The sequence below is a fragment of the Halopelagius fulvigenes genome (assembly GCF_042662625.1).
GTDB classification, from domain to species: Archaea; Halobacteriota; Halobacteria; order Halobacteriales; family Haloferacaceae; genus Halopelagius; species Halopelagius fulvigenes.
In genome coordinates this window covers 411125-438063 of the sequence record NZ_JBHSXH010000015.1, presented here as the reverse complement: position 1 = coordinate 438063, position 26939 = coordinate 411125, and the positions used below count along the sequence as shown (strand labels likewise).

The 26939-nt window shown below is 67.8% G+C and carries 28 protein-coding genes; 9 read left to right on the top strand and 19 right to left on the bottom strand.

From position 1 onward, the window contains the following. Nucleotides 1-52: 52 nt before the first annotated feature. Nucleotides 53-388 (bottom strand): NifU family protein, encoded by a 336-nt coding sequence (locus ACFQEV_RS12250; RefSeq protein WP_379696312.1) that lies wholly within the window; start codon nt 386-388, stop codon nt 53-55. 118 nt (nt 389-506) lie between these two features. On the opposite strand from ACFQEV_RS12250, the gene ACFQEV_RS12245 reads away from it, so the two are divergent. Further along, nucleotides 507-1232 (top strand): ribosome assembly factor SBDS, encoded by a 726-nt coding sequence (locus tag ACFQEV_RS12245; protein WP_379696309.1) that lies wholly within the window; start codon nt 507-509, stop codon nt 1230-1232. 102 nt (nt 1233-1334) lie between these two features. On the opposite strand, the gene ACFQEV_RS12240 is transcribed toward ACFQEV_RS12245, so the two are convergent. Next, on the bottom strand, nt 1335-1667 hold the full coding sequence (locus tag ACFQEV_RS12240) for an FUN14 domain-containing protein (RefSeq protein WP_379696306.1): 333 nt from the start codon (nt 1665-1667) through the stop codon (nt 1335-1337). A 304-nt stretch (nt 1668-1971) separates the two neighbouring features. Between ACFQEV_RS12240 and hflX the strand changes: the two genes are divergently transcribed. Continuing rightward, entirely contained in the window at nt 1972-3300 is a 1329-nt protein-coding gene (gene hflX / locus ACFQEV_RS12235) for a GTPase HflX (protein WP_379696303.1), read from the top strand. A 24-nt stretch (nt 3301-3324) separates the two neighbouring features. On the opposite strand, the gene moaC is transcribed toward hflX, so the two are convergent. Beyond that, nucleotides 3325-3831 (bottom strand): cyclic pyranopterin monophosphate synthase MoaC, encoded by a 507-nt coding sequence (moaC, locus tag ACFQEV_RS12230; RefSeq protein ID WP_379699846.1) that lies wholly within the window; start codon nt 3829-3831, stop codon nt 3325-3327. A 23-nt stretch (nt 3832-3854) separates the two neighbouring features. After that, on the bottom strand, nt 3855-5288 hold the full coding sequence (locus ACFQEV_RS12225; protein ID WP_379696301.1) for an NAD(P)H-hydrate dehydratase: 1434 nt from the start codon (nt 5286-5288) through the stop codon (nt 3855-3857). A 158-nt stretch (nt 5289-5446) separates the two neighbouring features. Between ACFQEV_RS12225 and ACFQEV_RS12220 the strand changes: the two genes are divergently transcribed. Then, nucleotides 5447-5692: a hypothetical protein gene (locus ACFQEV_RS12220; RefSeq protein ID WP_379696298.1), complete on the top strand. Its 246-nt coding sequence runs from the start codon at nt 5447-5449 to the stop codon at nt 5690-5692. Between the two features lie 38 nt (nt 5693-5730). Here the strand turns inward: ACFQEV_RS12220 and ACFQEV_RS12215 are convergent, their stop codons facing one another. Further along, a complete protein-coding gene (locus tag ACFQEV_RS12215) occupies nt 5731-5931 on the bottom strand; it encodes a hypothetical protein (RefSeq protein ID WP_379696296.1) in 201 nt (66 codons plus the stop codon). A 108-nt stretch (nt 5932-6039) separates the two neighbouring features. Between ACFQEV_RS12215 and ACFQEV_RS12210 the strand changes: the two genes are divergently transcribed. The 3 genes from ACFQEV_RS12210 to ACFQEV_RS12200 all read left to right on the top strand — a co-directional run bounded on the left by ACFQEV_RS12210 (nt 6040) and on the right by ACFQEV_RS12200 (nt 10244). After that, complete coding sequence (locus ACFQEV_RS12210) at nt 6040-7215, top strand: MFS transporter (RefSeq protein WP_379696293.1); 1176 nt, start codon at nt 6040-6042, stop codon at nt 7213-7215. Between the two features lie 129 nt (nt 7216-7344). Continuing rightward, a complete protein-coding gene (locus ACFQEV_RS12205; RefSeq protein ID WP_379696290.1) occupies nt 7345-7794 on the top strand; it encodes an ArsR/SmtB family transcription factor in 450 nt (149 codons plus the stop codon). Nucleotides 7795-7850: 56 nt separating this feature from the next. Then, the gene (locus ACFQEV_RS12200) at nt 7851-10244 is read left to right on the top strand and encodes an ATP-dependent DNA helicase (RefSeq protein WP_379696286.1); all 2394 of its coding nucleotides are present in this window, start codon (nt 7851-7853) and stop codon (nt 10242-10244) included. A 7-nt stretch (nt 10245-10251) separates the two neighbouring features. Here the strand turns inward: ACFQEV_RS12200 and ACFQEV_RS12195 are convergent, their stop codons facing one another. After that, complete coding sequence (locus tag ACFQEV_RS12195) at nt 10252-10467, bottom strand: DUF7576 family protein (RefSeq protein ID WP_379696283.1); 216 nt, start codon at nt 10465-10467, stop codon at nt 10252-10254. 228 nt (nt 10468-10695) lie between these two features. Between ACFQEV_RS12195 and ACFQEV_RS12190 the strand changes: the two genes are divergently transcribed. Further along, on the top strand, nt 10696-10932 hold the full coding sequence (locus tag ACFQEV_RS12190; protein ID WP_379696282.1) for a DUF7511 domain-containing protein: 237 nt from the start codon (nt 10696-10698) through the stop codon (nt 10930-10932). A 36-nt stretch (nt 10933-10968) separates the two neighbouring features. On the opposite strand, the gene ACFQEV_RS12185 is transcribed toward ACFQEV_RS12190, so the two are convergent. The 3 genes from ACFQEV_RS12185 to ACFQEV_RS12175 form a co-directional block, all read right to left on the bottom strand. Further along, nucleotides 10969-12738, bottom strand: coding sequence for a MutS-related protein (locus ACFQEV_RS12185; RefSeq protein WP_379696279.1), 1770 nt, complete (start codon nt 12736-12738; stop codon nt 10969-10971). Nucleotides 12739-12845: 107 nt separating this feature from the next. Next, nucleotides 12846-13115 (bottom strand): UPF0058 family protein, encoded by a 270-nt coding sequence (locus tag ACFQEV_RS12180; RefSeq protein ID WP_379696276.1) that lies wholly within the window; start codon nt 13113-13115, stop codon nt 12846-12848. 162 nt (nt 13116-13277) lie between these two features. Then, a complete protein-coding gene (locus ACFQEV_RS12175) occupies nt 13278-13436 on the bottom strand; it encodes a DUF7563 family protein (RefSeq protein ID WP_175454408.1) in 159 nt (52 codons plus the stop codon). A 224-nt stretch (nt 13437-13660) separates the two neighbouring features. On the opposite strand from ACFQEV_RS12175, the gene ACFQEV_RS12170 reads away from it, so the two are divergent. Continuing rightward, a complete protein-coding gene (locus ACFQEV_RS12170; protein ID WP_379696272.1) occupies nt 13661-16006 on the top strand; it encodes a sensor histidine kinase in 2346 nt (781 codons plus the stop codon). Between the two features lie 163 nt (nt 16007-16169). Next, entirely contained in the window at nt 16170-17957 is a 1788-nt protein-coding gene (locus ACFQEV_RS12165; RefSeq protein WP_379696269.1) for a bacterio-opsin activator domain-containing protein, read from the top strand. Nucleotides 17958-17963: 6 nt separating this feature from the next. On the opposite strand, the gene ACFQEV_RS12160 is transcribed toward ACFQEV_RS12165, so the two are convergent. The 10 genes from ACFQEV_RS12160 to ACFQEV_RS12115 form a co-directional block, all read right to left on the bottom strand. Next, nucleotides 17964-18371, bottom strand: coding sequence for a response regulator transcription factor (locus ACFQEV_RS12160; RefSeq protein ID WP_379696266.1), 408 nt, complete (start codon nt 18369-18371; stop codon nt 17964-17966). A 134-nt stretch (nt 18372-18505) separates the two neighbouring features. Further along, complete coding sequence (locus ACFQEV_RS12155; protein ID WP_379696263.1) at nt 18506-18706, bottom strand: DUF7835 family putative zinc beta-ribbon protein; 201 nt, start codon at nt 18704-18706, stop codon at nt 18506-18508. 97 nt (nt 18707-18803) lie between these two features. Next, a complete protein-coding gene (locus tag ACFQEV_RS12150; RefSeq protein WP_379696260.1) occupies nt 18804-19208 on the bottom strand; it encodes a helix-turn-helix domain-containing protein in 405 nt (134 codons plus the stop codon). 120 nt (nt 19209-19328) lie between these two features. Continuing rightward, on the bottom strand, nt 19329-20135 hold the full coding sequence (locus ACFQEV_RS12145; protein ID WP_379696257.1) for an N-acyl homoserine lactonase family protein: 807 nt from the start codon (nt 20133-20135) through the stop codon (nt 19329-19331). Nucleotides 20136-20178: 43 nt separating this feature from the next. Next, nucleotides 20179-20994 (bottom strand): SDR family NAD(P)-dependent oxidoreductase, encoded by an 816-nt coding sequence (locus ACFQEV_RS12140; RefSeq protein WP_379696255.1) that lies wholly within the window; start codon nt 20992-20994, stop codon nt 20179-20181. Nucleotides 20995-21123: 129 nt separating this feature from the next. Then, nucleotides 21124-22272: an acyl-CoA dehydrogenase family protein gene (locus ACFQEV_RS12135; protein ID WP_379696252.1), complete on the bottom strand. Its 1149-nt coding sequence runs from the start codon at nt 22270-22272 to the stop codon at nt 21124-21126. Nucleotides 22273-22394: 122 nt separating this feature from the next. Continuing rightward, on the bottom strand, nt 22395-24056 hold the full coding sequence (locus ACFQEV_RS12130) for a long-chain fatty acid--CoA ligase (RefSeq protein WP_379696250.1): 1662 nt from the start codon (nt 24054-24056) through the stop codon (nt 22395-22397). Nucleotides 24057-24125: 69 nt separating this feature from the next. Next, entirely contained in the window at nt 24126-25895 is a 1770-nt protein-coding gene (menE, locus tag ACFQEV_RS12125) for an o-succinylbenzoate--CoA ligase (protein WP_379696248.1), read from the bottom strand. A gap of 168 nt (nt 25896-26063) precedes the next feature. Further along, entirely contained in the window at nt 26064-26447 is a 384-nt protein-coding gene (gene mce, locus ACFQEV_RS12120; RefSeq protein ID WP_379696245.1) for a methylmalonyl-CoA epimerase, read from the bottom strand. A gap of 93 nt (nt 26448-26540) precedes the next feature. After that, nucleotides 26541-26852, bottom strand: a complete 312-nt coding sequence (locus ACFQEV_RS12115) for a hypothetical protein (protein WP_379696242.1) — start codon at nt 26850-26852, stop codon at nt 26541-26543. Between the last annotated feature and the right edge of the window lie 87 nt (nt 26853-26939).

Sequence of the window (26939 nt, the reverse complement as noted above, 5' to 3'; positions counted from 1 at the left end):
GTACGTTTCTATCGAAGCGCGAGAGGGTCGGCGAGTCCGACGGTTCCTCGGGTCAGAACGGCGCGTCGGAGCGACTTCGCTCGAAGGGGTCGCTCTCGGCGTCGGCCTCGTAGTCGAACGGGTCGCCGGTGGAGGCGTGGACTTCCGACACCTCCTCGAACTCGGCGACCATCCGCGACTTCAGCGCTTGGATGGTCATCGGCGAGATGCCGCACCCCGAACACGCGCCGGTGAGCGAAATCCACACCTCGCCGGCGTCCTCGTCGATGGCCTCGATGCCGGCGTCCCCGCCGTGCATCTGAATCTGGGGGAAGTTCCGCCGCATGAACCGTTCGATGCGCTCTTCGAGGTCATTTTCGGGGGCGTCGGACGGCGATTCGGTACTCATAGCGGTGGGGAGGGCGTCGGGCGATATAGCGTTTCCCTCCCCGGCCGTCGCGGACGTCGCCGCCGCCCTGCGGTCGAATCGGGGAGGGCTTTTTAATTCGGGAGGAGTATCTATCCGTATGATATCACTCGACGAGGCGGTCACCGCCCGACTCGAATCTCACGGCGAACGGTTCGAGGTACTCATCGACCCCGACGCGGCCCTCGACATCAAACGCGGCGAGTTCGAGGGGGAGTTAGAGGACGTCATCGCCGCCGAGGACGTGTTCGAGGACGCGTCCCGCGGCGACAGGCCCGCCGAGAACGACTTGGAGGAGGTGTTCGGGACGACCGACCCCATGGAGATCATCCCGGAGGTCGTCAAGCGCGGCGAGATACAGATCACCGCCGAGCAACGCCGCGAGATGCAGGAGCAAAAGCGGAAGCAACTCATCAACCGCATCACGCGGAACGCGGTCAACCCGCAGATGGACAACGCGCCCCACCCGCCGGAACGCATCGAACGCGCCTTAGAGGAGGCCGGATTCAAGGTCGATCCGATGGAGAAGGTCGAATCGCAGGTGGACGACGCCCTCGACGCCCTGCGGCCGGTCATCCCCATCCGGTTCGACGAGGTGACCATCGCCGTCCAGATTCCCCCGGAGTACGCCGGAAAGACGCAGGCGAAGGTCCGCGAGTACGGCTCCTTGGACCGCGAGGAGTGGCAGAACGACGGGTCGTGGGTCGGCGTCGTCACGTTCCCCGCCGGGATGCAGAACGACTTCTTCGACATGGTCAACGACATGACCTCCGGCGAGGCGGAGACGCGAATCGTCAAGGACAAAGACGACCTGAAGACGCGGTAGTCGAAACACGTCGGACGCGGGCGGCCCGCTTCCGTGTTCGTCGTCGCGCCGACGTGCCGGTTCGAACCGAGAGCGCATCGGGTAACCGGGGCGCAGCGCGGACTATCCCTTCTTGAAGCCGACGAGGAAGCCGCCGGTGAACCCCGCCGAGATGGACAGCGTAGAGAGGAGACTGGAGAGCCAATCCGGGGGCGTCCCCGCCGCGGCGTCCTGCGTCTTCGAGACCAGTCCCGCCGAGAGGCGTTCCCAGTCCACGGTGAGGATCCCCCGCGATTCGAGGAACTTGAACACGGCGAGTTCGACGCCGACGATGACGGCGACCAACTTCGCTATCTTCTTCGCCGCGAAGCCGATGACGCCGCCGATGACGGCACCGCTTCCGAAGTCGATGCCGAGAGCGGTCGGGTCGAGCGACAGTTGCAACGGGTCGGACATAGGGCACTCTCGCGCGTCTCAGTATAAGTCGTTTGTGGGAACGTGACCGTTCGGAATCCCAATCTGTCAGACGAGCGACCGACGGGCGGGAACATACAAGGCGATCGATGCCCAATTCGAGCCCATGGTTAGCGTATGCCACGGTGCGTCCTCAACGGAGGTGCCGAGGTAACATCTCGTCTCTCCGTTCGCTCGACGGTGCCCGAGGAGGGTTCAAGTGCGTCGATACCCAACGTTCGAACCGAACCGTGCATGCAAGATTACCGACCACGGTCGGGTCCCGGACGGCCGGCCGGGTGGTCAGATGAGTCACGGAACGAGAGCCGTCGTCGCAAAGCGGGTGGACTCCGGGACGGCCGACTTGACCGAGATTACCGACCTCGCGCGCGCCGCCGGGTACGACGTGGTCGGCGAACTCACGCAGAGTCGGGAGGAGGACGCCGCGTTCCACTTCGGCGAGGGCAAAGTCGAGGAGTTGGCGACGCTCATGGCCGAGACGGACGCCGCGGCGGTCATCGTCGATAACCGACTCGGCCCGTACCAGACGTTCAACATCGGGGCGAAACTCCCCGAGGGGACGGAAGTCGTCGACCGCTTCACGCTCATCCTGGAGATATTCGGCCAGCGAGCGAACACGCGCAAGGCACAGTTGCAGGTCGAACTCGCGGAACTCCGGTACGAACTGCCGCGCGCGGAGGCGAAGGCGTCGCTGGCGAAACGCGACGAACGGCCGGGGTTCATGGGTCTCGGCGAGTACGACCAGTCGCGCGAACAGGACATCAAAGCGCAGATTTCCCGCATCAAGCGCGAACTCGACTCCATCGCCGACAAGGAGGAGACCCGCAGGGAGCAACGCCGCGAGTCCGGGTTCGACCTCGTGGCCCTCGCGGGGTACACGAACGCCGGGAAGTCCACGCTGATGCAACGACTCGCCGAGGACCTCGAAGTCGGGCAGAACGACGAGTTGCACCCCGACTTGGAGACGACCGCCGAGTCCGAGGACCGCCTGTTCACGACGCTCGGGACGACGACGCGCCGCGCGGACACGGGGACGCGGAACGTCCTCCTGACCGACACGGTCGGGTTCATCTCGGACCTCCCGCACTGGTTGGTCGAGTCGTTCAAGTCCACGCTCGACTCCGTCTACCGCGCGGACCTCGTCCTCCTCGTCGTGGACGCCTCCGAACCGGTCGAGGAGATGCGCGAGAAACTCGTCACCTGCCACGACACGCTGTACGAGCGAAACGAAGCGCCCATCGTGACGGTGCTGAACAAGTGCGACAAGCTCGACGAGGGCGAACTCGAAGAGAAGACGAACGCGCTCAGCGCACTCGCGCCGAACCCGGTGGTCGTCTCCGGTCTCACCGGCGAGAACGTCGAGGAACTCTGCGACCGAATCGAACACGAACTGCCGCCGTGGGAAGAGGAGCGTCTGCTCCTCCCGATGAACGACGACGCGATGAGCCTCGTCTCGTGGGTCCACGACCACGGCCACGTCGAAGCGGAGGAGTACGAGGGCCAGCAGGTGTTCCTGGAGTTCAAGGCCCAACCGGCCATCGTGGAGAAAGCCCGGTCGAAGGCGGCGAACCTCCGGCGCGGCGCGGAGACCGACGGCGTCGTCGATTCGCCGTAGTCGAACCCGGGGGATTCGGGCGCGCTACTCCGGCGTCCGCTTCTCCTTCGAGACGACGCGCACGTCGTCGATTCTCGTGTCCGGATACTGGCCGTCGTCGTCTTTCTCCGCCGCCTTCACCATGTCCCAGACGACGTTCAGACCGGTGGTGACGCCTTCGAGCGCCTCCATCTCGCACCCGGTCTTGCCCGTCGTCTCGACGGCGACGGAGAGAGTCACCTCCGCCTCCCCCACGTCGAACTCCGTCTCGACGTTCGTGATGGGTATCTGGTGGCACATGGGAATCGTCTCCCACGTGTGTTTGACCGCCTGAATCGCGCCGATTCGGGCCGTCGCCAGCACGTCGCCCTTCCCGATTTCGTCGTCGCGGACGGCTTCGACGGTTGATTCGGTGAGGCGGACGGTGCCGCGGGCGACGGCGCGCCGCTGCGAGTCCGGTTTCTCCCCCACGTCCACCATCTGGACGTTCCCCGCCTCGTCGACGTGCGTCAGGTCGTCGCCCTCCGCGTCGCTCTCGTCCTCGTCGGGCATCGCGTCGACCCTCTCCTCGTCGCTCACCGCTCGTCACCCCAGAGCGCTCGCGGGATGGCGTCCAGGAGGTCCGACGCGAGGAGGCCGTCGCCGCGTTCCGCGTCGAGGCGTTCGCCCGCGAGGCCGTTGACGAACGGGCCGGCGCACGCCGCGTCGAACGAGTCCTGCGTGCCGAGGAGGCCCGCTATCACCCCCGCGAGGGTGTCGCCAGTGCCGCCCACGGCCATCGCGGGCGTGCCCGCGCGGACGATTCGCGTTCGCTCGCCGTCCGTGACCACGTCCTCCGCCGCCTTCGCCACGACGACGTGGCCGATGTCGGCCGCGAACGAGGCGATGTCGTCGCGGGCGTCGCGCAACGGCCCCTCGACGTCGGGGCCGCCCATCTTGGCCAGTTCCTTTCGGTTCGGCGTGCAGACGAGGGTGGCGTCGGTGTCCACCTCCGACACGACGGGGAGGGCGTCGGCGTCCACCACCGCCTCGCCCTCGAACGCGTCGAGGAACCGCCGCGCGGCCTCCAACGTCTCGTCGTCGTCGCCGAGGCCCGGACCGATGACCACCACGTCGTCGTAGTCGTGGGCCGTCTGCACGAGGCCGTCCACTTGGTCGGGGGTGAGGTGGTCGCCCGCGTAGTCCTGCACGATGAGGTCCTCCGCGTAGCCCTGTATCTGCCCGGCTACCTTCTCCGGCGCGGCGACGAACGAGAGGGAGGCCCCCGCGCGGAGGGCGGCCTGCCCGGCGAGGGCGGGCGCGCCCGTGTACGGGCCGCCGCCGATGACGAACACGCGCGAGTCGCCGCCGCGGACGCCCCGACGGACGGAGCGCAGGTCGCCCGGCCCGACGAACAGTTCCGCGGCCGCCGGGATGCCGATGTCTGCGACGGTCACCTCCGCGTCGAGTTCCGTCAGGCCGGGCTTCTCGTCGTGGAAGGTGACGACGTGGTCCGCGGAGACGGCCGAGTCGGCCCGTTCGCCGGTGTCGGCGTCGAGGCCCGAGGGCACGTCCACCGAGACGACGGTCGCGTCGAGGGCGTCGATGGCCTCGGCGGCCGTCGCCTCCGGTTCCCGGAGTTCGCCGGTGACGCCCGTGCCGAGCATGGCGTCTACGACCACGTCCGGGTCGCCGAGTTCGAGCGATTTCGAGTCGGTCACCGTCCGCGCGTCGTACTCCGCGGCGACGAGTGCCTCCCAGTTCTTGCGGGCGATGTCCGTCGAAATCGTTTCGGGGCGGCCGAGGAGGTGGACGGTCGGGTCGTACTCGTCCAGAAACCGGGCCGCGACGAACGCGTCGCCGCCGTTGTTGCCGCGCCCCGCGACGATAGCCACCGAGGAGTCGGGGTCCGCGACGCGGCGCACCGCCCGCGCGACGGCGTTTCCGCTCGACTCCATGAGCTGTTTCCGCGGGACGCCGAGGGCGTCGGCGTTCTCGTCCACCGCGGCCATTCGCTCGCTCGATATCATGCTCGACCGTTCGGTCGGCGGCGTGGTAAAAGGGGGTGTCGCGCGGAGCGCGGGTCCGGCGGCGTCGCGGCGCGGTCCCGCAGTCCGAGCTCCCTGACGTCCGCGTCGAGCGTCGGATGGCCGCCACACCTAACCGCGCGTCGCCCGTCGATTCGACCATGTCCGACGAAACCGAGGCGGACGTCACCGACCGCGACCCGGACGTCGAAGACGAGGAGGGCCACGGCGTGTCGGTCGAAGGCGGCGGCGACGCCGGAGCGTCGTCCCCGGAGGAGTCCGACGAGGTGGACGCCGAGAGGGAGGAGGAGGAGGAACCGGACGAGGAAGACGAGATGCGCGAACGGGAGGCCGAAGACCAGGAGAACGTCGACAACCACCGCGACGAGGAGCCGTTCCAGTCGTAATCGGCTCGACCGCCGCCGCGGACTCTTCTTTCGACCGCTCACCGACCGACCGGCGGGTGGCGGTTCGCCTCGTAAACCGCGACGGCGACGACCGCCAGCACCGCCAGCGTCCCCGCGAAGAACTCGATGCCGGGGACGGCTCCGCCGCGGAGCCAGATGAGCGCGTCCTCTGCGAGGAGGACGACGAACAGGACGGCGAGCAGTACCGCGCCGTGCTTGCCGAGGCGTACGTCTCTCATGCGTGAGCGTACGGTGCGGGGCGTATTCGGTCGTTCGTCGGTTCGACGCTCGCTCCCGCCGCTTCCGCTTTCGCAACATTACTCACGGGGTCGGACGAATCGCGGGCCGTGACGCGACGACTGTTCGGGACGCTCTGCGGGCTGGTCTTTCTCGTCAACCTCGGCCGAACCGCGTTCGCGCCGCTCGTCGAGACGTTCCAGTCGGAGTTCGGCGTCGGCCCCGCGACGGTCGGCGTCGTGACGACGCTCGTCTGGGTCGGCACGGCGTTGCCGCGCATCCCGGTGGGCTACCTGCTGACGCGCGTCCCGCGCCACCGCGTCGTCCTCGCCACCGGCGCTCTCCTCGCCGCCGCCGCGGCGTTCGCGGCGTCCGCGACGTCGATCCTGATGCTCCAAGTCGGCGCGTTCGCCATCGGCATCGCCTCCGGGGCGTACTTCGTCGCCGCCGTCCCCCTCGTGGGCGAACTCTACCCGGACGCCGTCGGGCGGACGCTCGGCATCCACGGCACCGCCTCGCAACTCGCCGCCGTCGCCGCCGCGCCGATGGCCGTCCTCTTTCTCGCCACCGCGTCGTGGCGGGCGACGTTCTGGGTCCTCGCCGCGGGGGCCGCGGTGGTGACGCTCCTCGTCTACGCGACGGTTCGGCAGATGGACGGCACGCCCGGAGCCGGCGCGGACCGTAACTTCGCGGGCGCGCTTCGCCACTGGCGACTCATCCTCACCGGGATGCTCATCGTCGCCACCGCCGGGTTCGTCTGGCAGGGTCTCTTCAACTTCTACGTCTCCTACCTCGTCCAGGCGAAGTCGTTCACGCAGAACGCCGCGAGCACGATGCTCACCGTCGTCTTCGCCGCGGGCGTCCCGGCGTTCTGGATCTCGGGGAGCCTCGCGGACCGCCTCCCGCGCATCCCGTACCTCATCGCGATACTGGCCGCCTACGTCGCTTCGCTGTTCGCGCTGACCGCCGTGCGCGGGTTCGTGCCGGTGCTCCTCGTCACCGCCATCCTCGGCTACACAATCCACAGCCTCTTTCCGGCGCTGGACGCGTGGCTCCTCGGCACGCTCCCCGAGGATGTCCGCGGGAGCGCCTACGCGGTGTTCAGCGGCGCGTCGCTCCTTCTGGAGGCCAACGGGAGCGGAGCCGTCGGCTTCCTCACGGGGGCGGGGTACGGGTTCGACGAGGTGTTCCGCGCGTTCGCCGGCTTCCTCGTCGTCGTCGTCGCCCTCCTGACGGTGCTGTATCTCTCCGGACGACTCCCCGGCGCGGGCGACGCGCCGGCGTAGAAAGGGTCCGTGACCGGACAAGTGGCGAGTGATCGGGACGGTCACGAGAGGCGTAACCGACGTACTGCGCCGCCTCCGTCACCGTTCACCTCCGAAATGCTTACAATGAAGAGATATGAATCGGACGACATGTCGACTCTCCTTCCGTCGGATATCGACGTCTCGAAAGCGGACGAGGACCTCCGCGTGCTCTGGCTCGACGACGACGAGGCGGAGCGGCTCATCTGTTCTCTCTCCTCCGAGACGGCCCGTTCGACGCTCTCCGCTCTCCAGCGGGACCCGGCGACGGCGTCCGAACTCGCCGACGCTGTGGACACCTCCGTCCAGAACGTCCGCCACCACCTCGGCAACCTCCGGGACGCGGACCTCGTCCACGTCGCGGACACGTGCTACTCGGTGAAGGGCCGCGAGATGAAGGTGTACGCGCCGACGGACGACGCGTTCGTCGTCTGCGTCGGCGGGACGGACGACAGATCGACGCTCCTCGACCGAATCGACCGGTTCGTCGAAGCCCTCGGGTTCCTCCCGTCCGCCGGATCCGATTCCGACTCCCCCGCCGACGCTCCGCGCGAGGAGTGACCGGTCGCCCCGCCGAACGTTGAAGTGGGGAGACGGGGCCAGTCACCGACACCGATATGACCACGGGGGCGCGAGGGGCGAACGTGAGTTGGCAGGCGGTCTTCGGCCATCAGGAAGCGTACGAAGAGCAAGCCGACGGCATCGAGGCCGCCGCCGAGGCGGCGGACGACGACGGTTTTCTCGTCGTCGAGGGCGCGTGCGGAACGGGGAAGACGATGCTCGCGTTGACGGCGGGCATCGACCGGGTGCGGGACCCCGACTCGAAGTACGAACGCGTCCTCGTCCTGACGAGCGTCAAACAGCAACTGCGCCAGTTCGAGGCCGACCTACGGACGATAAACGAGAACCTGCCCGACGACTGGCGACCCGTCTCCGGCCTCACGATGGTCGGGAAGGCGGACGTCTGCCCCTACAGCAGGGAGAACGTCGCCGGCATCGACGACCAGACCGTCTACGACCGCTGTGAGGGCCTGCGCGAACGGACGCGGAACCTCGTCGGCGACGTCGCCGGGGGAACCCCGGCGGGCCGCCGGACGTCGTCCGGCGATGGGGGAGTCACCTCCACCTCCGCCCTCGTCCGCGAGGCGGGGGCGGCCCAGACGGGGCTACTGGACTCCGGGAGCGACGGCGGACCGACGTATCTGGAGACGGCGGGCGAACCGACGCCGTACCTCCCCGAGACGGGCGAGTACGACGGAACCGAGTTCTGCCCGTTCTACGCGACGTTCTTGGACGACCTGCCGGAGGACGGCGACCCGATAGAGGCGGTGCCGTTCGACGTGACCGAACTCGGCTTGGTGGACACGGAGGAACTCGTCCGCCTCGCCGCCGGGTACGGCACCTGCCCCCACTCCGCGATGGGGGCGGTCCTCCCGCACGTCGAAGTCGTCGTCGGCAACTACTACCACGCGTTCGACCCCACGACCGTCGGGTCGTTCACGGGCGCGTTGGTGGACGATTCGACGTTCGTCGTCTGCGACGAGGCGCACATGCTCGAACCGCGCGTGCGCGAACTCGTCAGCGACGGCGTGGGCGACGCTACCCTTCGCGACGCCGAGAACGAACTGACGCGCGTCGTACAACCGCTGACGTTCGACGACGACGGGAAGGGCGTCGAGGACGCCGACCTCGTCCGCGGCGAACTCGAAGACGCGGACGTGACCCTCCGCGAGTTGGAGGAGGCGCGCGACTTCCTGCGGGACCTGCGCGAGGAGCTCGACCGGCGGGTGACAGCCCACCTCGACCGGACGACGCCCGACTGGCGCGCGGACCTCACCCGACTGGACGACGACGAGATTCCGCTCAGAGACCCCGAGACGCCCGAGGTGGACGAGATAACCGAGTGGGCCGAGGAGGCGGGCTACGACGAGGGGACGTGGATCCGCGCGGAGTCGGTCGGCGCGGTGGTCGCCCGAATCCTGAACGAAGTCGAGGAGGAGGACAGGCGGCGCGCGTCGCTTCCGGTCGGGCGAACCCTCGCCAACTGGGCGCGGCAGGACCACGAGACGTACTTCCGGGAGATAACGCTCGACCGGACGTGGGACGAGACGGCGCGGCCGGACTCGTGGCGACGCGCGTACAACGCCCACCTGGCGCTTCACAACTGCGTCCCCGGCGACGCCATCGCCGAACGACTCGGCGAGTTCGGCGGCGGCGTGTTGATGTCCGCGACGCTGGCTCCCTTGGACGTGTTCAGGGAGGTGACCGGACTGAACGCCCTCGAATCGTCGGGTCGGCCGGTCGTCGAACGGACGTACGGGCTCTCGTTCCCGGCGGAGAACCGCGCGTCGTTCGCCGTGGACGCGCCGAAGTTCACCTACGAGAACCGCGGCCCGCCGGGCGAGGACAACGAGACGCGGCGGGCGTACGTGGACGCCGTCGAAGACGTGGCCCAGTCGCCCGGAAACGTCCTCGTCGGGATGCCGAGTTATGCCGAGGCGGAGTGGATGGCCGGGGCGTTGGAGTCGCGCCTCGACAAGCCCGTCCTCCTGGACGAAGCGAGCGACGACGGCGCGACGGAGCGGTTGAAGGCGGACTTCTTCGGCGGCGACGAGAAGGTGCTGGTGACGAGTCTCCGCGGAACGCTCACCGAGGGCGTCGATTACCGCGGCGACCGCCTCTCGGCGGCCGTCGTCTGCGGCGTCCCCATCATCAACACGTCGAGTCCGCGGACGCGCGCGCTGAAGACGGCGTACGACCGGAAGTTCGGCGACGGCTTCGAAGCCGCCCTGACCGTCCCGGCGGTCAGGAAGGCGCGGCAGGCCATCGGGCGCGTCATCCGCGGGGCGGACGAGGTCGGCATCCGCGCGTTCGTGGACGCGCGGTACGCCCGGGAGTCGTGGAACGGCGTCCGCGAGTACTTCCCGCCGGGGGAACGCGAGGAGTTCCAACCGGTCAGCCCCGACATGCTCGGGTTCGGCGTCGAACGGTTCTGGTCGTCCGTCGAGTGAGTCGCCCCTACTCGTCGGTCGGTTCGTCCGACTCCGACCTCGACTCGCCGTAGGCCGCCCGACACTCGTCGGAACAGAAGTGCCGGTGTCGCGCCTCGCCGTCTTCGACCCGCGTGACGACCCGGTGCGTCGGCGACTGCAGTATCTTCTCGCCGCAGTTGGCGCACTCCTGCGCGGTACTCTCGTCTGCGTCTTCGCCGATGTCCGAGGTAGGGTCCACCATCGCTCTCGGGAGTTCGCTCGGGGACGCTTCACTCCGTCTCAGGCGGCGGTACTTGCCTCTCGTCCGGCGGAGAACCGCGAACGGTCTGGGCCCGAACGGCCTCGGGGCGGCGGTTGGGGGCGTTCCGGACCGGTCCGGTCGTCTCGATAACCGTGATGGTGTCTATAGAGTTGACTTAGCAGAGGTTATGTACTCTCCGCGGCGGACGTACGAACGAGGACCCCCGTGATGTCCGACTCATCCGCAGATTCAACGTGGACGCCCGAACCGCGGTCGACCGACGAAGCCGTCGGCGACCGAGCAATCGACGGGCGAGATTTCGCCCTCCACAGCGTCGTCGTCCGGTACGACGGCCGCCCGGACCGATGCACGCTGTACCCCCGGCGGGAGAGTTGTCGAGACCGGATGCAGTCGTGGTTGACCGCGAATCAGGACGCGTTCGTCGGCCTCGAAGAGTACCGCTGAGGCGTCGGTTCGCGGCGTTCGTTCTTCCTCGGTCCGTCAGGACTCCGTCCACTCCGCGTCCGAGAGCGTCCGCTGGACGGCCTCCTCGCCGACGGCGGCCGCCAGCGCCTCGAACCCCATCCGCTCCGACCGGTCGCGCGCGTTGGCGACGAGGCGGGAGACGATGAACTCCGGCGTGGACTTGCCGACGGTGCCGAACCGCGGTTGGTAGTCCACGCGGAGCGCCAACTCCTCGGTCAACCCCTCGGCGAAGATGCCGTCGATGCGGGCCTCCGGCGGGAGCGGGTCTAAGTCGTCGGCGAGGTGGGTGACGTAGACGCCGAGCGCGTCCTGTTGGACGGTGAGGTCCACCAACCCGTTGAGCAGGTCGGCGGCCCGCCCCGGTTCGGTGATGGCCTCGAACTCGTCCACCAGCATGAGCGTGCGGTCCTCCGAGGAGAGGGGCGGGACGATGGACTTCAGCGTCGATTCGAGCACGCCCGCGTTGAAACTGGCGTGGCGGCGGTGGAACACCACGCTGTCGAACGAGCCGACTTCGGCGCGGTCCGCCGGGACGGGCATCCCCATCATCGCGAGCAGCGTGACCTGACAGAGCGTCTCTAAGAGCGTCGTCTTCCCGCCGCTGTTCGCCCCGGTGAGGACGGTCACCCGGTCGCCCGACGGCGGGCGGGGGGCGTCGTCCTCGTCGGCGTCCGCCCCCTCGGGGCCGAGTCCGTGCGTCCCGACGCCGTACGTGACCGACTGCACGTCGCCGGAGAGGGCGAGGTTGCGCGCCCCGGAGACGGCGAGGCCGTCCTCGACGAGTCGCGGGCGGTTCAGGTCGTGTTCGACGGCGAACCGGCCCAAGGAGAGCTCGAAGGCGATGTCAGAGACGGCTTCGACCGCCGCGTCCACGTCCTCGCGGGCCGACTCCACGTCCTCCTGCAGGTCGGCGGCGACGTCGGCCTCCCGTTCCGCCACCTCGGCCTGCAGTTCCTCCACGAGCGTTCGCAGCGATGTGCTGGCGAAGTCCGCCTCGTCGTAGGCGTCCCCGGCGGCGGCGGACTCGATTCGCCCGCGGCGGAGGTCCGTCTCCCGCGCGACGTACTCGACGAACGCCGACCGGAACTCGTCGAGGCTCTGGACGCCGCGGGAGCGGACGGATTCGAGCACGTCCAATGCGCCGCTCTCCAAGGACTCGACGGATTCCAGCGTCTCGCGCAGTCTGTCGAGTTCCTCGTCTGCCCCCTCGGCGACGGTGCCGTCCTCGTTCACGTAGCCGAGTGCGCCCGCGGCGTCCCGAAGCGCCTCGTCGTCCACGCCGTCGAGGGTGTCGAACGTCCGCCCGCGGAGCCCCGCCTCGCGGAGCGTGAGCGCGGTTTCGACGGCGGCGCGGTCGGTTCCCCCCGCCTCGTCGTACTCCGCGAAGGCGTCGAGGACGGCGTCGCGGGCGTCGTCGTCGAGCGACGCCCACGCGTCGCGGGCGGCGAGGACCCCGTCGAGTCGGTCCTCGCGCGCGTCGGCGTCCTCCAACGGCGTCGTGACGCGGATGCGGTCCGCCGCGTGTTCGGTGATGGCGTACTGACTCGCCAGCGTCAACAGGTCGTCGTAGACGTTTCGCGCGTCGCGCGTTCCCAGCGCGTCCATCCCCGCCGCGCCGTTGGCCCGCCGCAGGATGCGGACGGCCCGCCCGCGCGGGACGCCCGCCTCCGAGAGCGCGCGGATGTCGGCCTGCTCTATCGCTTCGACGGCACGTTCGACGCCCAGCGTCTCCGCGAGGCGTTCGCTCGTCTTCGGACCGACCCCCCAGTAGTCCTCAAGTCGCATACCGAGAACTACTCGGGCCGGGTCTTGTAGGTTGCCCGTCCGCGGCGGAACTGGTCCCTCGACCGGCGGCGTCGCCACTACTCGGTCGAGTCAGCGGAGAAGAGGCGTTACCAGGAGGGAACGGGACGCTCGTCGGCGGACGACTCGGAGCCGGGAGTCGCCTCGTCGGTGGAACGCTCCGCGGCGAGGGAGAGAACCTCCGCCAGTAGCAGAACCGCCTCCTCGTGGTCGTCGCGCGACGCCCGCAGGGCCACCGGCGACACGTCGAGTCGCTCGTACTCGTCGAAGTCGTCGCGCGTGACGATGCCGCGGTCCGCGAAGTCCGTCGATATCTCCCTGAGCAGGGCGTGATAGTGGACCAGTTCGTTCTTCTTCATCGGATGTACACGTACGTGCTCAAGCAAGGTAAGCGGCCCGCTTCGTGCAATCAGACGCGAAATTGGGAGCGCAGAGAGGGTTACAATATGGCGGACGTTGTGCGGAACGAAAGGAGAAGAGAGGGTCGGCGCGGCGGGGGAACCCGCGCCGGTCGGCGTCCGTTACGTGACCCGCTTGGACCGCGCCTCGCGGACGTCCGACCCGTCGCGCATCATGTCCTCGCAGTGGGGACAGACGCGCGGGTCGTCGTTGTCCTGCGGCGCGAACACTCTGACGTAGTTCTGCGTCACGAACGACCCGCAGTTCTGACACTCAGGCATCGTGGGTCACCTCCCGAGACGTCGTACTCGTCGCTCGTGCGACCAATGCGTCGTCGGGGGTCGGTCTGACGAACATGCTCGTGCCTATCGACGGCGGAATATCGCGTAAGTAGGGTGCCTATGGTGTTAGGGTTCTCGCCGGGCGCGGGGAAAGCGGTAAATGCCTCTGCCCTCGTCTTTCGATCGAACGACGGTGCGCGCGAACGCCGCCGACCCGACGAACCATGGAAGACACCCGAAACGGACAGGAGAGCCGACTCGGTACCGACGTCCGTGAACACCTCGACCGCGTCTCGGACGCCGTCTTCGCCCTCGACTCGGAGTTCCGGTTCACCTACCTGAACGAGAAGGCCCAGCAGTTGCTCGAACGCGACGAGTCCGACCTCCTCGGGTCGGTCCTCTGGGACGAGTTCCCCGAAGCGACGGGGACGGAGTTCCAGCGGAAGTACGAACGCGCGCTTCGAGAGATGGAGGACGTGACGTTCACCGAGTACTACGACCCCTTGGAGACGTGGTTCGAGGTGAACGCGTTCCCCACCGAGACGGGACTCACCGTCTACTTCCGCGACGTGACGGCGCAACAGGAACGGGAGCGACGGATAGAGGTTCAGCGCGACCGACTCGACCTGTTGGAGACGTTCACCCACGTCGTCGCGGACGTCAGCAACGCGACGGAGGAGGCGGTGTCTCGGACCCACATCGAGCAGATGGTGTGTAGCCGCCTCGTGGAGACGACGTCGCTGCGGTTCGCGTGGGCCGGTCGCTTCGAGGGGCCGGGGGAGGAACTCGTCCCCTCGGCGTGGGCCGGACACGAGGACGGCTACCTCGACGAGGTGACCATCACCGCCGACGACTCCGAGACGGGACGGGGACCGGCGGGGCGCGCGGCGGCCACCGGCGAGGTGCAGGTGACGCACGCCATCGAGACGGCCCCGGAGTTCGAACCGTGGCGCGAGGCCGCCCTCGAACGCGGGTATCGCTCCTGCGCCTGCTTACCGCTCCGGTACGACGGCCGGACGTACGGCATCCTCGGCCTGTACGCCGGGCGGGAGAACGCGTTCGCCGAACCGCACGACGAGGCCGGACCGCTGGACAGGCTGGCCGACACCGTGGCGCACGCCGTCCACACGGTGGAACAGAGAGAGCGCGAACGCGAGTTGCGCCGCCGGCGCGAGGAGTTCTCCGCGCTGGTGGAAGACGTCGAGGAGTACGCCATCTTCCGTCTGGACGCCGAGGGCCACGTCGCCAGTTGGAACCGCGGCGCCGAGGAGATAAAGGGCTACGAGGAACGCGAGATACTCGGCAGGCACTTCTCGACGTTCTACCCCGAGGAGGACAGGGCGGACGGACTTCCGACGGAACTCCTCGAACGCGCCGCCGAGGAGGGGCAGGCCAAACACGAGGGGTGGCGCGTCCGGAAGGACGGGTCGCGGTTCTGGGCGTCCGTCGCCATCACGGCGCTGACCGACGAGGAGGGCAACCTCCGCGGGTACATCAAGGTCGTCCGCGACATGACCGAACGGAAGCGCCGCGAACGCCGCTTGGAGGCGGTGTTCAACAAGACGTTCCAGTTCATGGGTCTGCTGGAACCGGACGGGACCGTCGTCAAGGTGAACGACGCGGCGGTGCAGTTCGCCGCGACGGAACGCGACGACCTCATCGGCAACCCGTTCTGGGAGGTTCCGTGGTGGGGGGGCGACGACGAGGTGGCCGGACTGCGCGACGCCATCCGGTGGGCCGCCGCCGGCGAGTTCGTCCGGTTCGAGACGAACGCGGACGCGCCGGACCGCGACACCGAGGTGACCGTGGACGTCTCCATCACGCCCGTGACCGACGAGACGGGCGAGGTGGTGCTTCTCGTCCTCGAAGGGCGCGACATCACGGAGCGAAAGCGGCGGGAACACGAACTGCGGCGCGAACGCGAGCGCATGGAGTTCATGAACCGCGTCCTCCGGCACAACCTCCTCAACGGGCTGAACGTCGTGAGCGCTCGGGCCGACATCCTCGGCGACTTCGTCCCCGAAGACGGTAAGACCCACCTCGAAACGCTCCGCGACCGGGTCGCGGAGATGGCCGGCCTCGTGGAGACGATGCGGTCGTTCACGCGGGCGGTCGGGCAGGAGTCGCACAACCTCGAACCCGTCGAACTCGGTTCGACGCTCGCACGCGAACTGGAGGCGATAGACGACGAGTACGACCGCGCCACCGTCGCCACCGACGGTCCCCTCCCCGAGGTGGAGGTGATGGCCGACGAACTCCTCTCGACGGTGTTCGAACACCTCCTGACGAACGCCGTCCAGCACAACGACAAGGACGAACCGCGGGTGACGGTGTCGGTCGACCCCGGCGAGGAGTGCGTCGAGGTTCGCGTCGCCGACAACGGCCCGGGAGTTTCGGACGAGGCCAAGGAGCGAATCGTCGACAAGAGCGTCGAACAACTCTCGACGCCCGGCAGCGGGTTCGGTCTCTTCCTCGTGAAGGAACTCGTAGACTGCTACGGCGGCACCATCACCGTCGGCGACAACGACCCCGAAGGCGCGGTGTTCACGGTGTCGCTCCAGATCGCCTGACCGCCACGAACCGCCGTCGAGGGGCTCTGCGCGGCATCTCGCTCGACCACCGAGTCTGCGACGGACGGTTACGTTCACTCACGAGAGACAGACAGTCGGTCGATAAACTCTGTTCGATTTATGGCCAGATATTTACTCGTAGGGGGAGTGGCTACGGTATCCGATGTCCACCAAGCGTTCGCCGAGTCCGGAGAGCGAAGACCAATCGGCGACGCCGGTCGTTCTCGTCGTCGACGACGACGAGGACTTGGCGGACACCTGCGAGTACTGGCTGCGCGACGACTACGACGTTCGCGTCGCGTACGGCGGCCGGGAGGCCCTCGACGCGGTAGACGAAACCGTGGACGTCGTCCTCCTCGACAGGCGCATGCCGACCGTCTCCGGCGACGACGTCCTCCAATCCCTCGAAGAGCGCGAGTTAGACTGCCGTATCGCGATGATGACGGCCGTCGAACCCGACACCGACATCGTCGACATGCGGTTCGACGACTACCTCGTCAAGCCCGTCACCAAGACGGACGTCCGAGAGACGGTCGAGGAACTCCTCGTCCGGTCAAACTTCGAAGACGAGGTACAGCGGTTCTTCGCGTTGGAGTCCACCGAGACGGTGCTCGAAAGCCGGGACACCGACGAGCTCAGGGACCCGGAGACGCTCGAATCGCTCCGCGCGAACGTCGAATCGCTCCGGAGCGAACGCGCCGACGAGATAGAGCTGCGTCAGCGTCAACTCGACCACCTCCACCACGTCAACGACCTGTTGCGCGAGGTGGACCGAGCGATAGTGGACGCGACGACGCGCGAGGAGATAGAGGAGGCGGTCTGTCTCTCCGTGGCGGACGAGGGGTCCTATCGGGGCGCGTGGATCGCCCGCTACAACCGGGCGATGGACGGCGTGAGTCCCCGCGCCGCCGCGGGCGTGGACGCCGCGCGACTGAGCGACCGCGTCGAGACGGTGCGCCCCCTCGTCCGGGACGTCGTCGAGTCGAAGACGGTCAGGGTCGTCGAGCGAATCACCGACGAACACCGCGAAGCGGCGTTCCCGTCCGAGAGCACCCTCGAGGACCCCGTCTCCGTCATCGTCGTCCCCGTCCTCTACCGGGAGACGACGTACGGCGCACTCTTCGTCTACGCCGACGGTCCCTCGGAGTTCTTCGAGGAACACGTCGAGGTGTTCGAACAGCTCGGGCGGAGCATCGGCAACGGCATCAACGCCGCCGAGTCAAAGCGACTCCTCTACGGCGACACGGCGGTCGAACTGGAGTTCGAACACGCGGACGACGGCGACCTGTTCGTCGAACTGACGCGGCAACTCGGGGGGACGCTCACCCTGAAGGGGTTCGCCCCGGAGTCGAACGACAGCGTCGCCTGCTACGTCACCGCCGAGGGCGTCGAGAGCGAGTCGCTGTTGGAGGAGGCGACGAAGCACCCGGCGGTCGAACGCGCGCGCATCGTCACCCAGAACGGTTCCGAGACGCTGTTCGAGTGGGAGATAACCGATTCGGCGGTGCTCGTGACGTTCGTCGGGTTCGGAGCGGACGTGAACACGCTCTCGGTCACCGACGGCCAGGGAACCGTCGTCGCCACCGTCGCGCCCGACGCCGACCTCAGAGCGCTCATCGACTCCGTTCAGCAGTCGTTCCCCGAGATAAGCGTCGTCGCCAAGCGGGAGGTGGAGCGGTCGGTCCAATCGACGGACGCGTTCCGCCACGAACTGGAGAACAAACTCACCGACCGCCAGCGCGACGTGTTGGAGACGGCGTTCGTCTCCGGCTACTTCGAGTGGCCGCGGGGGAGCACCGCCGAGGAGGTGGCCACGTCGCTCAACATCTCCGCGCCGACGTTCCACGAGCACCTGCGCTCGGGGGAGCGAAAACTGATAGAGACGTTCTTCGACCAGACGGGTCTCGACGCGGGCGACGACGCCGCGCGGAGTCAGACGGAGAGCGACTGACCGCACTCACTCCGCGGAGGGCGGCGGCGATTCCTCGGCGAGTCGTTCGACCGCCGCCAGAACTTCGTCTTTCCGCACCGGTTTGGTGAGGTACTCGTCGAACGGGGGCGCGTCGTCGCCCTCGCGGAGACGGTGGGGGTCCGTCGCCGTGAGTAACGCGACTCGCGCGTCTCCCGGTCGGTCGCGGAGTCGTTCGAACACCTCCTCTCCCGAGAGGCCGGGCATCCGACGGTCAAGGACGACGGCGTCTACCGTCGAGTCGTACGCTTCGACGGCTTCGCGACCCGAGTACGCGGTTCGGACCGCGTACTCGTCGGACAACCAGACGGCGAGACTGTCGGTGAAGGCAGCCTCGTCGTCCGCGACGAGAACAGTTCGTTCGTCGGTCGGTGCGCGTTCGGGGGAATCGTTCATCCGTGCGGAGAGTCCGTCGGGGGGACGACGGTCATCGAGTCGGGGGGTCGCGTGCGGGGGGGTCTCAATCGCGTGGGGGATCGAATCGGGGGAATCGGTTCGACCTGACGGCCCGGAAACGCCGGTTCGAGCGATCAGGCGTCGTTCATCCGCTGTAGGGTCTCTTCGCCGCAGTGGACGCACTTCGTCGCCCGGTAAGGTTCCCGTGAGAACTCTCGATTGACCTGCTTGGAACTCTCGGTCTTGAGAGTTATCGAGACTTCGTGGGGAGTGTGGGCGTCACACCGGTCGCAGTACTCGGTCAGTTCGGTGAGGCCCGATTTGCTTTTGGACATGATTGATACCTCACCTACAGTATACAAGCCTTCGGTGGATAGATGGACAGCCTAAGCCGTTAGGGAACCAGTAGAGACGCCTGAAAGACGCGAAAACTCACTCCGCAGGGGGCGTCTCGGCGTTCTCCGCCTCGTCGTACTTCTCGCGGAACTCGTGGATGAGTTGCCCTATCTTCGCGTACCAGTCGTTCAGCGTCCGTTGCATGTCGTCCGCCACCTCGTCGGCGTCGGCCGGTCGGTAGACGTGGTAGTACCCCCCCTGTTCGTAGTTCACCTGCTCCTTCTGGATGTACCCCGACTGGAGGAGCCGCTGGACGGCGCGGTACGCCGTCGAACGCTCGCGGTCCACCGCCTCCGCCACGTCGTCGACGGTCATGGGGGCGTCGCTCTCGACGAGAACCTCGAAGACGTCCCTGTCGAGGGGTTTGAGTCCGTGAACGCACTCGAGCAGTCCTTCGCACTCCATGTCGGCCTGCAGGTACTCCGCCATCGAATCGGGCATCCTTGACGGGCGTTGGCGGCGCTGGCTCAAAATGATTTGCGTGTTTCGTGCAACACTACGCCGGGATTCGGAGAGAGAAAATTCGGGCGCATCGCCCGAGTTGATCGTTCTCTCGCCGGCTCAGGACAGGTTCCAGCCGTCACCGAACGATTCGAAGCGGTGCTTGTCGTGGCCGAACAGCACGTCCGCGTCGGTGCGGCGTGCTATCTCTTTGAGCGTTCGGAGGCTCTCGAACCAGTCGCGTTCGGACCAAAGCAGGCCGGGGCCGAGGGGAATCTCCCCGGCGTAGTTCTCGTCCACGTAACACTCGTCGCCCGCGACGAGGACCGTCTCCTCCGGCAGGTCGATTCGCGCGCCCATCACGCCGGGGGTGTGCCCCGGCAGGTGGAGCAACTCGAAGTCCGCCGCGAGAGTGCGGCGGTGTCGGTGGACGACGCGCCAGTTCAGGTCGCGGTCGAAGTCGTCGGCGAGGTAGGCGAGAGAGCCCTCGTCCGTCTTCGCGGAGTAGTAGGCGTACTTCAACTCCTCCTCGTGGACGTACACCGGCACGTCCGTCCCCTCGAACGCCGCGAGGCCGCCCGCGTGGTCGAGGTGCAGGTGGCTCATCACCACGGCGTCGACGTCGGAGAGCGAGTAGCCCGCCGCCTCCAAATCGTCCTCCAAGGGGTGCTCGTCGGCATCGACGTGTTGGAACGTCGCGTACAACGGGTCGGGCCAGTAGCCCTCCCCGGCGTCCGGGTGCGACCCCGTATCCCAGAGGAACGTCCCCTCGGGGTGGTCTATCACCGCGCTCCAGACGACGAACTCCCGCATCTCGTGGTCGGGGTTCGGGTTCGCCGCGGTGCCCATCGTGTGTCCGTCGAGGACGAACCCCGCGTCGGCGACGACCCGCCCCCTGTCGAGGAGTCTGATGCTCGCGTCGACCATGGCGGCGGTTCGGTTGCCCCGGTGATAACTGTTGTCTGGGGAGTTACAGGACGTTCTGGAGGATACCGCCGTCCACGGCGAGGGCCTGCCCGGTGACGTTGCGGTTGGTCGCGTAGTAGACGGCCAGTCTGCCCATGTCCTCCGGCGTCTGGTCGCGTCCGAGGGGGATGGCGCGTTTGATGGTGTCCTCGTACTCCTCTTGGAGGGTCGGCGTCAGCACCTGATTCCACATCGGCGTGTCCACGATGCCGGGACAGATGGCGTTGACCGTCACGTCGTCCTCGGCGAGTTCGAGGGCGAGCGACTTGGTCAGGCCGAGGACCGCGTGCTTCGAAGAACAGTAGTGCGAGAGGCCCGCCGCGCCGATTTCCCCGGCGATGGAGGCGGTGTTGATGATGGTCCCGTTCGTCTCCCTGAGGTGCGGAATCGCCGCCCGAGAGACGAGGAACGGCCCCTTCGTGTTCACCTCCATCACCGCGTCCCACTCGTCTTCCTCCATCTCCTCGGTGGGTGCAACGGTGATGATACCCGCGTTGTTACAGAGCACGTCGAGTCGGCCGAACTCCGAAATCGTCTCTTCGACCATCGACTCGACCTGTTCGGCGTCGGTCACGTCGCACTCGACGACGTGCGCGCGCGACCCCTGTTCGACCACGCGTTCGGCCACCTCCCGCGCCCTCGTCGCGCCGCCGACTTCCTTCGAACCCTGCTGGTTGTGCTCCGTGTCGAGGACGTCCACGTCCGCGATGACCACGTCGCTCCCCGCCTTGGCGAGTTCGACGGCGATGCCCTCGCCTATCTGTCCGCCCGCGCCCGTCACGACGGACACCTTGCCGTCGAGTGAGTCGTCTGCTGTCATGGTCCACTCGAGGTATGGGGGACGATAGCATAGTTCATTTCTCAGCGTCGGAGATACGTCTCGAACGCTGAGTGCGCGGACGACCGATTCGAACGAGAAAGAGGGCGGAGATGCGGCGTCAGACCGATTTCAGGTCCACTGCCGGTAGATGAGGTTGCGCTGGATCTCGTTCGCGCCCTCGTAGATGACCGGGATGCGGGCGTCGCGGAAGACGCGGGCGATGCGGCGTTCCGAGAGGATGGAACGGCCGCCGTGGAGTTGCATCCCGCGTTCGGAGCACTCCGTCGCCGTCTCGGTGGATTTGGTCTTACAGACCGCCGCCCAGAACCCGGCGTCCTCGCCGTTCTGGACTTTCTCGGCGGCGCGCCAGTTGAGTGCGCGCGCGGCCTCGAACTCCATGCGCATCTCCGCGAGGGTGTGCTGGGTCGCTTGGAAGTCGGCGATGTTGCGCCCGAACGCCTCCCTGTCGTGGACGAACTCGTACGTCTCCTCGATGGCCGCCGCGGCGAGTCCGAGTCCGTGGCCGCCGACGACGACGCGCCCGTGGTTGAAGAAGTCCGCGAGCATGTAGAAGCCGCCGCCCTCCGTGCCGATCAGGTTCTCCTCGGGCACCTCGCAGCCGTCGAAGACGATGTGACCCTGCTTGGAGGCGCGCATGCCCATCTTCTCGGGGATGTGTTCGGCCTCGTAACCCTCGGCGTCCGTCGGGACGATGAACATCGAGTAGTTGGAGTAGCGGTCCTCGCTCTCGCCCGTCTTCGCGTAGACAGTGAGCCAGTCGGCCTCAACGGCGTTTCCGACCCAGTACTTCTCGCCGTCGAGAACGTAGCCGTCGTCGGTCTTCTCGGCCTCCGTCGTCATCCCGGCCATGTCCGACCCCGTCTGCGGTTCGGAGACGGCCAACCCCGAAATCTGGTCGTTTTCGGCCACGGGGCGGAGATACTCCTCCTTCTGGTCCTCGGAGCCGTACTGCTCGACTATCTCGCAGCCGAACGACGCGAGCATCAGGGTGAGGGCGATACCGGCGTCGGCGCGGTAGAACTCCTCGTTGATGGCGAGCATCTGCTGGAGGTCGAACCCGCGTCCGCCGTACTCCTCGCCGATGTCCTGGGCGACCAAGCCGGCGTCCATCCCCGCCTCCAGGACGTCCCACGGGTACTCCGCGTTCTCGAAGTACTCCTCGGCGTTCGGCGCGATGTGTTCGTCGGCGAACTCGCGCGCCTCCTGCTTCACGTCTCGGGCGTGTTCCGGTACGATGGTGTCGTCGAGAAGGTCCATGCCCGAGAGTGGATTCCTAACGTAAAATAATCCATGGAACTGCGAAAACCGTAAAACGAGTTTACCGTTTGTTCGGCGGAAGCGACGCGGCGGCCACCTCGGGCGAGTCGCGGCGGCGGCCGTCAGTCGTTCGAGGCGGGCGCGGCGTCGTCCGGCGACTTCCCGGCGACGATCGATTCGTCGTCGTACTCCTCGCGCAGTACCTTCTTGTCGAACTTGCCGGTGGCCGTCTTCGGCACCTCCTCTATGAACATCACCTCGTCGGGCACCCACCACTTCGGGAACTCCGCTCTGACCATCTCGGTGAGTTCGGACTGCAACGCCTCGCGGTCCGCGCCGTCCTTCGGGACGACGAACGCGACGGGGCGTTCCTGCCAGCGTTCGTGCGGGACGCCGACGACGGTGGCCTCCGCCACGTCGTCGTGCGCCATGAGGGAGTTCTCCAACTCGACGCTTGAGATCCACTCGCCGCCGGACTTGATGACGTCCTTCGCGCGGTCCACTATCTGCACGTACCCCTCCTCGTCTACGGTCACCACGTCGCCCGTCTTCAGCCAGTTCCCCTCGAAGTCCTCCTCATTCGCCTCCGGGCGTTCGTAGTACTCTGTCGTCACCCACGGGCCGCGGACCCACAGTTCGCCGAAGTCCTCGCCGTTCCACTCGACTTCCTCGCCGTCGTCGCCGACGACGCGCATCTCCAGTCCGGACGCGAGGAGGCCCTGCTTCGCGCGCTTTTCGTACCGCTCTTCTCGGTCCCACGACTCCATCCCCGGTTTGAGGTGCGCGACGGTGCCGATGGGGGCCATCTCGGTCATCCCCCACGCGTGGACCACGTCCACGTCGTACTCCTCGTCGAACCGCCGGATGACCGACCGGGGGGCCGCCGCCCCGCCGATGACGATTCGGTCGAGCGAGGAGATGTCCGCGTCGTTCTCGTCAAGATAGTCCAACAGCCCCAACCACACCGTCGGGACGCCCGCGGTGAGGGTGACGCCCTCCTCCTCGATGAGGGAGGCGAGGTCCTCGGGCGACGGCGACGGCCCGGGGTAGACGTGCTTCGCGCCCGCGGCGGTGGTCGAGAAGGGCAGACCCCACGCGTTGACGTGGAACATCGGCACGACGGGCATCACCACGTCGGACGACCGGATGTCGAGTCCGGACTCCGGGAGGGTCGCCATCGTGTGCGACCAGAGCATCTGTTGGGTGTACTCGACGCCCTTCGGTTTCCCCGTCGTCCCGGAGGTGTAGCACATCCCCGCCGGTTGCTCCTCGGACAGGTCGGGCCAGTCGTACGCGGCGTCCGCCTCGGCGACGAACGACTCGTAATCCGTCACCGGCGACAGCGACGTCTCCGGCACCTCCTCGCCGACCACGACGTACCGTTCGACGGAGGCGAACACCTCCTCGTCGTACGCCCCCGCTAGCTTCTCGACCAAGGACGGGTCCACGAACAGCACCGTATCCGCCGCGTTCTCGACGATGTACTGGATGTGGTGGTCGGGCAACAGGGGGTTGATGGTGTGCAGTTGCGCACCCATCGAGGGGACGCCGAAGTACGTCTCGAAGTGCCGGTGGTGGTTCCAACAGAACGTCCCCACTCGGTCGCCGCGTTCGACGCCCGCGGCGTCGAGGGCGTTCGCCAACTGACCGACGCGGTCCTCGTACTCCGAGTACGTGTACCGCTCTACGCCGTCGTGCGTCCGCGAGACGACTTCTCGGTCGGGGAACAGTTTGCTCGCGCGCCACAGGAACGGCCGCAACGTCTGGTCGGTTGCTCCGGGCATACCTCACACCAACGGCAGCATCGTTAATTATCGTTTGTGTGGGTTGGGGAGAAGACCGTCGTCGCGGACTCACTCGGGCGACTCGCCCGTTGCGTCTCCGTCCGCGGAGTCGTCGCCGTCGCTCGATTCGGCGTCGGCTTCCGCGTCGGTGTCCGCATCCGCCTCCGCGAGTTCGTCTTCGTCCTCGCCCGCCTCCGCGGGTTCGTCGGACTCGTCGTTCGCGTCCGCATCTGATTCGTCGCCGCCAACCCCCTCGTCACCGCCCTCCGCTTTCTCGTCGTCCGCTTCACCGTCCACCGCCTCGTCTTCTGCTTCACCGTCCACCGCCTCGTCTTCTGCTTCCTCGTCCTCCCCCTCCGCGACCGCTTCGAGTCGTTCGCGGACGGCGTCGCGTTTCACCGTCCCTGAGACGGTTCGGGGCAGTTCGTCGGCGAACGCGACGATTCGGGGGAGTTTGAACCCCGCGAGTCGCTCTCGGGCGTACTCCTCCACCCCGTCGCGCGTCACCTCCTCGGACCCGGGGACGACGAGTGCGCCGACGCGTTCGCCCCACTCCGGGTCGGGGACGCCGACGACGGCGGCGTCGCGAACCTCGGGGTGCGAGCGGAGGACGTCCACCACCTCGCCGGGTTCGACGTTCTCGCCGCCGGTGATGATTCGGTCGTCCACACGGTTGAGCACGTACAGTCGGCCCTCGGCGTCGAGGTAGCCTGCGTCGCCCGTCTTCAGACCGTACTCGCAGAAGGCCTCCGCCGTCGCCTCCGAGTCGCCGTAGTACCCCGGCGTGACCGTCGGCCCCGAGACGACGAGTTCGCCCGTCTCGCCGCGTTCGACGGGGGTGCCGGACTCGCCGACGACGGTGAGGTCCGTCCAGTAGAGGGGGCGACCCACGGTGCCGACGTTCCGGAACGCCTCCTTCGGGCGCGCCGTGGCTATCTGGGAGGCGGTTTCGGTCATCCCGTACGTCGGGTAGACGGGGACGGAGTAGTTCCGACACCGCGCTATCAGTTCCGACGACGCGGGCGCGCCGCCGAGGAGGACGACCCTGAGCGACTCCGAGAGCGTTCCGCGCTTCTCCAGCATCCGGCGGAGCATCGTCGGCACCAGAGAGACGGCGGTCACCTCGTGGCGTTCGATGTCGTCGGCGGTCGGCCCGGCTCGGAACTCCGGCCTGAGGACGACGGTCATCCCGTAGAGGGGCATCCGGAGGACGGGCGCGATGCCGCCCATGTGGTGCAGCGAAAGCGCGACCAACCACCTGTCGGCCGGGTCGAACCCGAGGCGGAACGCGGAGGCGACTGCGCTCGAAAGCAGGTTCCGAATCGTCAGGGTGACTGCCTTCGGGTCGCCCGTCGTCCCCGAGGTGAAAAGCAGCAGTTGCGGGTCGTCGAGTTCCCGCGACGCGGGTTCGACGCTCTCGGGAGAGGCGTCTTCGAGGGCGGTCGCTTCGTCCGTCGCGGGCGGGTCCACGCTGACGACCGGCGCGTCCCCCGCCGCCTCGACGGCCCGCCCCTCCGTGGCCGACCCGCAGACGACGGCGGTCACGTCCGCCGTCTCCGCCTGCGACCGGAGTTCGCCCGCGGTCAGGCTGTCACCCATGGGGACCAGCGTCACCCCGAGGCGCATCGCGGCGTGGAGCAAGCGGACAGAGGCGACTCGCGTCTCCGTGACGACGCCGAGGTGGTCGCCCGACTCGACGCCGAGGGCGGCGAGGCGGCCCGCCGTCTCCTCGACCATCGAATCGAGCTCCGCGAAGGTCCACGATTCCCCCGTCGAAGCGAGTATCAGGGCCGTCGCGTTCGGCGACGCCCGAACCCGGTGAGAGAGCCAGTCGCGCATTCGTCCGCTACTCTCGCCGAGAGGTAAATATAGTACCGTCTGTCGGTCGTCGCGTAATCGACCGACTGCGACATCTCCGCCGGGGTTCCGGTCGGGGGTGTCGGTCGGAGTCCGCACCGAGACGAGGGCGAGTCGCACACCCGGACGCGGCGGTGCCGTCCGCGGCGGTCAGTGCGAGACGAACTCGACGAGGACGCCGCCGGTCGAGTTGGGGTGGAGGAACGCCACCTCGTGCCCCCACGCCCCCTGCCGCGGTTCCTCGTCTATGAGTTCGACGCCCGCCTCCCGGGCCGTGTCGAGCGCGTCCGAGACGTCGTCCGTCCGGACGGCCACGTGGTGGATTCCCGGCCCGTGCGTGTTTAGGTACTGCCCTATCGCCCCGTCCTCGTGCGGTTCGAGCAACTCGAAGTAACTCCCGCCGAGTTCCAGAAACAACACCGACATCCCGTCGAACTCCTCCTCGTGGACGACCGGGGCGTCGAACAACTCTCCGAACATCGCTGCCAAACCCGAGGCGTCGGCGGCGGCGACGCCGACGTGGTCCAGTTCCATTGGTGACCGTCACAACGGCGGCGGCACGCATAATTCTAGGCGACGAGCGAACGTCGGGGAGGAGTCCCCTCGTCCGTCGCGAGCGACGGCGGACTACTCGCCGTCCGTCCGCGCGACGGTCACCTCGACGGAGACGCCCGGCACGCTAACCGTCGTGCCGTCCGCGGAGCGACGAGAACGCCGCCGGACGGCACCGACGGCGGCGCGAACGACGGCGTACGTGACGACGGCGACGGCCGCGAGGGGGAACGAGGCGGCGGCGACGACGCCGACGACGCCGACGACGGCAGCGACGGCGGCGGCGAATCCCGCCCGCGCGGCGGGCGACGGAGACGACGGGCGGAGGGTTCGGGTGGGGACGAGCGTTCGCGGGCGATACGGCGAGTCTGAGTCGGGTCGTGACATCTGTCTCTGGTGAGGGGTCGTTCGACTACTGGACGGCGGCGACGCTACGCGTCGCGGGACGAGAACCGGCGCACGTCGAGTCCGCAC

What these genes read in the sequence shown, in the direction of transcription:
- ACFQEV_RS12250 (WP_379696312.1), bottom strand. Translation starts at nt 388, where the DNA reads ATGAGTACCGAATCGCCGTCCGACGCCCCCGAAAATGACCTCGAAGAG.
- ACFQEV_RS12245 (WP_379696309.1), top strand. Translation starts at nt 507, where the DNA reads ATGATATCACTCGACGAGGCGGTCACCGCCCGACTCGAATCTCACGGC.
- ACFQEV_RS12240 (WP_379696306.1), bottom strand. Translation starts at nt 1,667, where the DNA reads ATGTCCGACCCGTTGCAACTGTCGCTCGACCCGACCGCTCTCGGCATC.
- hflX (WP_379696303.1), top strand. Translation starts at nt 1,972, where the DNA reads ATGAGTCACGGAACGAGAGCCGTCGTCGCAAAGCGGGTGGACTCCGGG.
- moaC (WP_379699846.1), bottom strand. Translation starts at nt 3,831, where the DNA reads ATGCCCGACGAGGACGAGAGCGACGCGGAGGGCGACGACCTGACGCAC.
- ACFQEV_RS12225 (WP_379696301.1), bottom strand. Translation starts at nt 5,288, where the DNA reads ATGATATCGAGCGAGCGAATGGCCGCGGTGGACGAGAACGCCGACGCC.
- ACFQEV_RS12220 (WP_379696298.1), top strand. Translation starts at nt 5,447, where the DNA reads ATGTCCGACGAAACCGAGGCGGACGTCACCGACCGCGACCCGGACGTC.
- ACFQEV_RS12215 (WP_379696296.1), bottom strand. Translation starts at nt 5,931, where the DNA reads ATGAGAGACGTACGCCTCGGCAAGCACGGCGCGGTACTGCTCGCCGTC.
- ACFQEV_RS12205 (WP_379696290.1), top strand. Translation starts at nt 7,345, where the DNA reads ATGTCGACTCTCCTTCCGTCGGATATCGACGTCTCGAAAGCGGACGAG.
- ACFQEV_RS12200 (WP_379696286.1), top strand. Translation starts at nt 7,851, where the DNA reads ATGACCACGGGGGCGCGAGGGGCGAACGTGAGTTGGCAGGCGGTCTTC.
- ACFQEV_RS12195 (WP_379696283.1), bottom strand. Translation starts at nt 10,467, where the DNA reads ATGGTGGACCCTACCTCGGACATCGGCGAAGACGCAGACGAGAGTACC.
- ACFQEV_RS12190 (WP_379696282.1), top strand. Translation starts at nt 10,696, where the DNA reads ATGTCCGACTCATCCGCAGATTCAACGTGGACGCCCGAACCGCGGTCG.
- ACFQEV_RS12185 (WP_379696279.1), bottom strand. Translation starts at nt 12,738, where the DNA reads ATGCGACTTGAGGACTACTGGGGGGTCGGTCCGAAGACGAGCGAACGC.
- ACFQEV_RS12180 (WP_379696276.1), bottom strand. Translation starts at nt 13,115, where the DNA reads ATGAAGAAGAACGAACTGGTCCACTATCACGCCCTGCTCAGGGAGATA.
- ACFQEV_RS12175 (WP_175454408.1), bottom strand. Translation starts at nt 13,436, where the DNA reads ATGCCTGAGTGTCAGAACTGCGGGTCGTTCGTGACGCAGAACTACGTC.
- ACFQEV_RS12170 (WP_379696272.1), top strand. Translation starts at nt 13,661, where the DNA reads ATGGAAGACACCCGAAACGGACAGGAGAGCCGACTCGGTACCGACGTC.
- ACFQEV_RS12165 (WP_379696269.1), top strand. Translation starts at nt 16,170, where the DNA reads ATGTCCACCAAGCGTTCGCCGAGTCCGGAGAGCGAAGACCAATCGGCG.
- ACFQEV_RS12160 (WP_379696266.1), bottom strand. Translation starts at nt 18,371, where the DNA reads ATGAACGATTCCCCCGAACGCGCACCGACCGACGAACGAACTGTTCTC.
- ACFQEV_RS12155 (WP_379696263.1), bottom strand. Translation starts at nt 18,706, where the DNA reads ATGTCCAAAAGCAAATCGGGCCTCACCGAACTGACCGAGTACTGCGAC.
- ACFQEV_RS12150 (WP_379696260.1), bottom strand. Translation starts at nt 19,208, where the DNA reads ATGCCCGATTCGATGGCGGAGTACCTGCAGGCCGACATGGAGTGCGAA.
- ACFQEV_RS12145 (WP_379696257.1), bottom strand. Translation starts at nt 20,135, where the DNA reads ATGGTCGACGCGAGCATCAGACTCCTCGACAGGGGGCGGGTCGTCGCC.
- ACFQEV_RS12140 (WP_379696255.1), bottom strand. Translation starts at nt 20,994, where the DNA reads ATGACAGCAGACGACTCACTCGACGGCAAGGTGTCCGTCGTGACGGGC.
- ACFQEV_RS12135 (WP_379696252.1), bottom strand. Translation starts at nt 22,272, where the DNA reads ATGGACCTTCTCGACGACACCATCGTACCGGAACACGCCCGAGACGTG.
- ACFQEV_RS12130 (WP_379696250.1), bottom strand. Translation starts at nt 24,056, where the DNA reads ATGCCCGGAGCAACCGACCAGACGTTGCGGCCGTTCCTGTGGCGCGCG.
- menE (WP_379696248.1), bottom strand. Translation starts at nt 25,895, where the DNA reads ATGCGCGACTGGCTCTCTCACCGGGTTCGGGCGTCGCCGAACGCGACG.
- mce (WP_379696245.1), bottom strand. Translation starts at nt 26,447, where the DNA reads ATGGAACTGGACCACGTCGGCGTCGCCGCCGCCGACGCCTCGGGTTTG.
- ACFQEV_RS12115 (WP_379696242.1), bottom strand. Translation starts at nt 26,852, where the DNA reads ATGTCACGACCCGACTCAGACTCGCCGTATCGCCCGCGAACGCTCGTC.